Annotated in this window: 8 protein-coding genes and 1 pseudogene; 8 read left to right on the plus strand and 1 reads right to left on the minus strand. The window is 37.8% G+C overall.

The genetic code is table 11. The features are described from left to right. The first annotated feature begins 100 nt into the window (after positions 1-100). The 3 genes and pseudogenes from PSI15_RS16615 to yiaA all read left to right on the plus strand — a co-directional run bounded on the left by PSI15_RS16615 (position 101) and on the right by yiaA (position 3052). Positions 101-1369, plus strand: a complete 1269-nt coding sequence (locus PSI15_RS16615) for an IS4 family transposase (protein ID WP_273584505.1) — start codon at positions 101-103, stop codon at positions 1367-1369. Positions 1370-1533: 164 nt separating this feature from the next. Beyond that, a pseudogene (locus PSI15_RS16620) lies at positions 1534-1980 on the plus strand (IS982 family transposase); the annotation flags it as partial. 610 nt (positions 1981-2590) lie between these two features. Beyond that, entirely contained in the window at positions 2591-3052 is a 462-nt protein-coding gene (yiaA, locus tag PSI15_RS16625; protein WP_273584506.1) for an inner membrane protein YiaA, read from the plus strand. Between the two features lie 61 nt (positions 3053-3113). Here the strand turns inward: yiaA and PSI15_RS16630 are convergent, their stop codons facing one another. Beyond that, the gene (locus PSI15_RS16630; RefSeq protein WP_273584507.1) at positions 3114-3827 is read right to left on the minus strand and encodes a LexA family protein; all 714 of its coding nucleotides are present in this window, start codon (positions 3825-3827) and stop codon (positions 3114-3116) included. A gap of 99 nt (positions 3828-3926) precedes the next feature. Between PSI15_RS16630 and PSI15_RS16635 the strand changes: the two genes are divergently transcribed. From PSI15_RS16635 to PSI15_RS16655, 5 genes are all read left to right on the plus strand, one after another. Further along, positions 3927-4124 carry a Cro/CI family transcriptional regulator gene (locus PSI15_RS16635; RefSeq protein ID WP_045970145.1) on the plus strand — a complete coding sequence of 66 codons (198 nt, stop codon included), beginning with the start codon at positions 3927-3929 and terminating at the stop codon, positions 4122-4124. 109 nt (positions 4125-4233) lie between these two features. Next, entirely contained in the window at positions 4234-4686 is a 453-nt protein-coding gene (locus PSI15_RS16640; RefSeq protein ID WP_273584508.1) for a DUF2335 domain-containing protein, read from the plus strand. A 165-nt stretch (positions 4687-4851) separates the two neighbouring features. Further along, complete coding sequence (locus PSI15_RS16645) at positions 4852-5394, plus strand: NADAR family protein (RefSeq protein ID WP_273584509.1); 543 nt, start codon at positions 4852-4854, stop codon at positions 5392-5394. Positions 5395-5744: 350 nt separating this feature from the next. Beyond that, positions 5745-6518 carry a thioesterase II family protein gene (locus tag PSI15_RS16650; RefSeq protein ID WP_273584510.1) on the plus strand — a complete coding sequence of 258 codons (774 nt, stop codon included), beginning with the start codon at positions 5745-5747 and terminating at the stop codon, positions 6516-6518. Between the two features lie 84 nt (positions 6519-6602). After that, positions 6603-7016: an alpha/beta fold hydrolase gene (locus tag PSI15_RS16655; RefSeq protein ID WP_273584511.1), complete on the plus strand. Its 414-nt coding sequence runs from the start codon at positions 6603-6605 to the stop codon at positions 7014-7016. Positions 7017-7304: the final 288 nt, after the last annotated feature.

The raw sequence follows: 7304 nt of genomic DNA on the forward strand, positions 1-7304 counted from the left end.
GGATCTTAATCGATAACCCTTTATTTAAGATAGAAAAAAGGCTTCATTTGTGATTGGATAATTGTCGCCAAACACCCCCCCCAAAACACGCATGAAGCCTATGACAATTATCGCTATAAAACACCAGTTAATGCAATTCTTCAATGAGGCTCTTTTAGAAAAAATGGCTCGTCGATGTGGTTTTACCCGACGGCTTCGGTGTCTTGAACCCCGTCTGTTTATTCTTGCCCTGATACAAGTTATCTGTACGGGAAATATCACTTCAATTTCCCATTTACACCAACAAATCAATGGATTAATGCCAGAGAAAAAACACCGTATCCAATACCGGCCTTTTTACAATCAGCTCAAAAAATCCGCCCTGACTGACTTGGTCAAAATATTGGTCAAATTTGCTATTGCACAATTTGTTGAAAAGCACCTGATACCGCCCCCAAAAAAATTTCAACGATTTAAAAATATCCTCTTGCAAGATGGCAGTTCATTCAAAGTCCATTCTGCTCTATCAGACCCGTTTGCTTATCGGTTCAGCCCTTCGTTAGCAGCGGTTGAGTGCCATATGACGATGTCTTTATTCACGCAGGCCCCCACAGGGATGACGATTACGGCCGATACCGCCTCCGAGCGTGCTTACCTGCCCGCCCCGGAAACCTTACGTGACCAGTTGCTATTGGCGGATGCGGGTTACGTCGATTTTCAGTATTTTCAACAGGTCTCGCAGTATGGCGGTTCGTTTGTCGTTCGCGGAGGTCAGTCACTCAATCCCCGCATTATTGAAGCCAAAAATGCGCAGGGAAAACCGCTGCCTAAGCTGAGCAACCTCAAGTTAAAAGACATTACGCGCCGAAAAAACCGTTCAGAAGTGTTGGATCTCACCTGTCGTCGTGACGGTTTTGAGTTTCGCATTATCCGGCGCTGGGTGGCCGAAGAACGCCGTTATTGTCTGTGGCTGACGAACTTATCTGCCACCGAATTTACCGCTGACGATATTATGGTGGTTTACCGTTGTCGCTGGCAGGTCGAGTTACTGTTTAAGGAACTGAAATCGCATACAAATTGGCGGGGCTTTGCCACGCGCCAGAAATCCCTGGTTGAAAATCTTATCTGGCTGAGTTTATTGGGATTACTGCTTAGACGTAGTCTGGCAAGGCGTTTACTCCCGACAGTGTCTTTATTGAAAGCCGCCAATAATAGCTGTATTTGGCTACGGCCTATATTAAATGGTGTCCTTCAAAAGGCATGGTCAGAAATCGGTTTTTATCTGCAAGAAGCGAAGGAATACTTATCCCAAAATGCGTTCAAGACACCACAAAGAAAAATAAGGAAAAACAGTACATTGGATGAGTGTCTTGAAAAAATTAATTATTAAGATCCAGTATATGAAGTGATGATAATTTTGTGATAAACCTCATGAAAATGATAAATTATTATATAGATTCTTGAGCATAAAAGGGCATCTTAATGTGACCATTTTTGAACCTTATAACTGTTTTTCTTTAAAGTAAAAAATACACACAAAATGAATAAAATCAATATGGGTTTAAACTTCATCTGGTCATCAATGATTGCGGTGAACTTTTGGCCGTGAAATTAACCGCAGGAAATCAGGATGATCGCCACCCTGTCAAAGCATTGGCAAAAGGGCTAACGGGGTGTTTATATGGTGATAAAGGATATTTATCACAGGCTTTATGCGATGAGTTGGAAGCAGAAGGTGTCACGTTAATCACGAATGTTCGTCGCAATATGAAAGCCAAAGCGTTATCTCTCTGGGATAGACTGATGTTAAGAAGGCGATTCTTGATAGAAACGGTTATTGATCAGCTCAAAAATATTTCTCAGATCGAGCATTCAAGACATCGCAGTCAGCTCGGTTTTCTGCTGGAAATCGCCGCAGGCCTCATTGCTTATACATTCCAACCTAAAAAACCAAGTTTGAATCTACGGGATAATGATATCGCTATTCTTAAACGAAGCTGAGGTTGATTAAAGTAATAGAAGTCGGTGGTTGATAGTAAAAAAGGGAATAGGGGTAAAAAAATAAGCACACCTTTAGTTCAACTAATGTTCAATGTGCCTGTTTATAAGGGATTAAAGAGAGGTGATTGAAACTAAATCAAAAATAACCTAAATATGCCGCGTGTTTTGATAAAATAATTACACAGTGATTTTTCTCGATTTAAATGGCACACTTTTTCAATTCACGCGGCGCGCAACATGGGCATAGCTTAACTCCTACTAGTTAGGCTAATGGATTCAATGTGAGTTATTTGACGTTATTACTCATTGAAGATATTTAAGAACTAATCATTCCATAAACAGATACTTTATTTTTTAAATCACCCTTTTGAAAGGAGGATGTTTTGTTTATTTTTGATAGTAATAATTAAAATTACTGATGGTTTTTTCACGCGGTGAATAGTGATAAGCCGTAATTGAGGCGAATGAACAGGAAATACTTGTTCAAGGTTGACTAAATCCTGTTTATCGAACCATTTATTTGGCATGACGTAACTCGTAAAGTGGAATCCCAGCTTGCTCTGGTATAAGATAGTTTAAATTTAACTGATAACTTATGGAGATGATTTTTGTGAAGGATAGCGCTTCGTTAGATAACAAATTTACAGGATTTAATGCCTTTAACTTAATTTCTTGGATTGCGGTTATTGGTGGGATAAGTGTTTACCTCGCAGGGCTTTGGCGTTCAGATATGCAATTAAATGAGAAAGGATATTATTTTGCAATACTCCTTTTAGGGTTGTTTTCTTCTATTTCAATCCAAAAAACAGTAAGAGATAAAATTGATAATATACCTACAACACAAGCATATTATATTGCTTGTATTATCGCTTTTTCTGCCTCTATAGCATTAATGGCGATTGGTTTGTTTAATGCTGACTTATTGCCAAGTGAAAAGGGGTTTTATGGGATTGCTTTTTTCTTGTGTTTATTCGGTTCCATTGCTGTACAAAAAAACATTAGGGATATGGAGCACATTAAATCACCAATAAAAAAAGAATTGAATACTAAATTAATCAGTGAAGATGATTGAAGACAAGGCCAGCATTAAGCTGGCCTTTTAACATATAGCCAAAGTTACGTTATGCCATAACTTAAGGCAATTTTCCAATCTTCGCGTCCACAACCACTCCGACAATATGCACGTGATTACTTAGAGAAATCATATTGTATTGAGGATTCAATGGTTTTAAAAAAGTATCATATCCTTCGGTAACCAGTTGCTTGAAAGTCAGTTCTTTCTCTCCATCAAGTTTCGCTACGACTAAATTGTTGGGAGCTGGTTTAACTTCTGGATCAACTAAAATGATCATGCCTTGTGGTATGCTTAGCCCATTCGGCGATACCATTGAATCACCTTTTACTTCCAGCCAAAAAGCACGTTGTGAGCATTCAACAGAAGTTTCATATCCCTTTTCAGTACGACTTGTTTGATATTTTGATGCGGTATCTTCGAACCAATTACCTGCATTTACCCAGTCGAGTAGTGGGTATTTCTGATGGGTGCGTGTATGACCAGCAAATGCAGCATTATCACCATAAAGAACAGAGACCAGTTTCCTGGCTTGTTTATCCAGCGCTGGACTGAAATCCGCAATCTGGACTGCCAATTTTTGGGCAAAATAAGCTGCCATCTCTAAATTAAGGGCATTTATCCCATTGAGATAGTGTGAAATTGCACTTTGTGTTTTGCCGATTTCTTCTGCAAGCGTTTCTTGAGAGATGCCAAGTTGTTTTTTCCTGGACTCAAATATCTCTTTTAAGCGTGCTGCATCTGCAAGTTGTTCTGCTGTGAGTTTCTTCTTCATGACTTCATTTTAATACCAATGCTATTAAAATGATAAATACTAAAAGTATTGAAATATTTAGTACTTTAGATATTATTCTGAGAGAGGAGGAAGAAGCAGATGGAAAAAATCTCATTATCAGAATATGTAAAGTTGAATGGCCAAGTTAAAGCTGCGCGTTTGGTGGGGGTTCATCAAACAGCGATTAGTAAGGCATTGCGTTCGGGGCGTAAAATATTTTTGATTCGTCAGGAAGATGGAACCTACAGAGCTGAAGAGTGCCGCCCATTTCCCAGCCAAAGGCAAAGTTTATTGTGAACAAAAAAATATCAGGAGTATGATTAATTCATTTCTATTATAGGTTAGTGTTAATTATGTCGCTGATTTTATTAAAATGTTTTTTGTGTATATTGTTGAGGGAGAAAACGTGAACTCTAACATTGGTCAATACTTCAGAGCGATAGGGAGCATTCTTGACATTATGCCGGCAAATGATTACTGCGATACTTTAGATAATGATTCATCAAATGGATATTTGCTTGAAAATAAAGAGATATCTCATTGTGTTGATTCATTTCCACCCCCTGAAGTATTGAAGAATTATGAATCGATTTTACCAGGTTACGCTGAAAGAATATTCGCTCTTAAAGAAAAAGAGCAGGTTTTTCAACATGAAAAGCAGAATAAGGCGCTGGATGGATTAATAAATAGAGATAGAAGAGGGCAATGGATGGGTTTTTTCATTACGATATTTATCTTAATCGTTGCGACGGTTTTTGCTTTTAGGGGAGAAATGTTGTTTGCCGGCACGCTAATCACCCTTGATTTGGTGGGATTAGTTTCTGTATTTGTTATCGGGCGTAAATTGAATATGAAATAATTTCAAAGTAATATGTAATTATTTTTATCCGCTATCTTTTGCACTAATTATTTTCATGCAATATCAATTGAATCACTGAAATATACATCGACAAACATAAAAAAATTTGTATGATAGAGGATGTTTATGTATTAAAGATAAATTTGCGTATTATAGAGAGTTAATATGGATATTAAAACGTTATGTGATTTGTACCAATCAGGAAAAAAACTAAAATATCTTTTTTTCTGGGGGCATAAAATCGATCATTCCAACCACATAACCAAATCTTGTTTAAGTCAGTGGTATCCAGCTCAATTTACTGTTGATGATGTAAAATATTCCAGTGCGGAACATTATATGATGGCAGAGAAAGCCCGTTTGTTTAATGATCACGAAGTGCTGAAAAAAATTATCAATGCGAAAAATCCAGGGGCAGCAAAAGCCTATGGGCGCGAAATTCGTGGGTTTAATCAGTCGATTTGGGATGAACATCGGTTGAAAATAGTGATTGCAGGAAATTTGGCAAAGTTTTCTCAAAACAAGCCATTGGCAGATTTTCTATTGAATACCGGGGATAAAATATTAGTTGAGGCTAGTCCTGTTGACCGTATTTGGGGGATCGGGTTATCAGAAGACACCCTTAATATCCATAATCCTCTGACGTGGGACGGTTTGAACTTATTAGGGTTTGCGCTGATGGCTGTGCGCGATAAGTTAAGGCCATAGGTTAAAATATATAGAGTCTAACTTGATAGGCTCTATGCCTTTGCTACATCAAACTTTACATTTCGAGCCAATTAATAATTATAAACTAATCAATTTTTTCTGTTATAGAAAAAGAAATAGATAGTTATTATTCTGTACCTAATGAATATCTTTCAGGGTTGTTTATAACTTATTGATTTCAGGTTATAGTGGCCAATTGCAAAGCAATAACTTGAAGAATTCATAGGGGATCTCCTATTTCATTTTTTGGTAAATAACAATTATCAGGGAGTGATGAGATCTCTAGTTCAACATAATTCATTTCCTATTAACAAAAAACATCCCATTTATACTGCTAAAGGAACTTAATTTTGTCTGATTCAGTTTTATTTTCTGCGATTAAAAGGCCAGAAGCTGGAGTGCAGCTATTATTTCTGCATCACGCTGGCGGCTCTTGTTTTTCCTACATCGAGTTAGCTCATAAGTTATCGGAATTTATTGAGGTTTATTGTCTGGAACTTGCAGGCAGAGGGATGCGTGTTTCCGAGCCTTTTCAGGTGGATATTGAAACTGTTTTGTCTGATATTCTTGTTTCAATAAAGCGTTTAAGGTTAGGGGAAGATAAACCTTTATTACTGTTTGGACACAGTTTGGGGGCAGAACTGGCGTATCAGGTTACCCGTAGGCTTGAGAATGAATTACCCAAAAGACAGTTAGCACTTATTATCTCTGCCCGTAGTTTTAGTGATCCTGAAGGTTTCAAACATGAGCCATGTGAGGAATATTCTGACTCCTATGTTTTGAATATCCTTGAGCAATGTGAGGGGACACCGGCAGATGTTCTTGCTAACCCCGAATTGCGTAATTATGTGATCGAAATAATGAAAAATGATCTTATCTTGCTGGATTCTTTATCTCGATTACCGAAGGTGAAGTTGAATGTCCCTGCTTATGTACTCGGAGGTGATCGGGATAATAGAGTTCCTGTTTCTCGGTTGGCGGAATGGTGGCAAGTGTTACCTGCATCAGTAAAACACCAAATTTTCACAGGAAGGCATTTTTACTTGTTCAATAATAACGAGATGATTTCTTGGCTTGAAAAACAGGCCAGAGAGCTAGCGGGCAAATTTAAGCTTATAATCTAAGCAACTTATAAAACAGTAAATTGGAAGATTCATTGTATAAATATCTTATAAAATAAGTTTATACGCTATAGTAATGGGAAAGTCATGATCGGATATCAAGAAAAGAAAATTACTGTCAACGGTGCTCAACTTGCGTATTTTCATGATCATGAGAATAATAAAACGCCTTTATTGTTTCTGCATGGTGCGTTGGCTGATAGTTGTATGTGGAATCGACATATGATTGAGCTGGAAGATAGGGTATCGCCGATGGCTCTGAGTCTGCGTCATTTTGGTGGTTCTGCGAAAATAGGTGATTTTGGTATTGAAACACATGCTAATGATGTTATTGAAGTAATCAGAAAAATAGGCTGTTCTCCGGTACATTTGGTTGCATGGTCTTATGGCGCTGATGTGGCATTATTGGCAGTATTAAAAGCACCTGAACTGTTTCGTAGCCTTTTTCTTTATGAGCTTGGATATCCATCTTATTTAACTGCGGACGAATTAGCACTATGAAAAACCCAATATAAATGCAAACGCACTGGCGACGATAAAATTGCCTACCCATGTTGCTTATGGTGAATATTCTCGTCCGTTGTTTCAGCTTGTTAGTGCGTCAGCAGCAAGAAACATTCCCAATTGCCAATCGGAAGTTATTACGGGGGTAACGCATATGTTTCCGATCGAGCAACCTGTCGTTTTTAGTACAAAGGTAAAGCATTTTATTCTGAGTGTATGATTTAAACTGTGGCTAACTTATAAACATATACCCGATTATTGACTTATATTAGTCCCAATTTCTTA

It is taken from the genome of Xenorhabdus sp. PR6a (genome assembly GCF_028599065.1).
Taxonomy (GTDB): domain Bacteria; phylum Pseudomonadota; class Gammaproteobacteria; order Enterobacterales; family Enterobacteriaceae; genus Xenorhabdus; species Xenorhabdus doucetiae.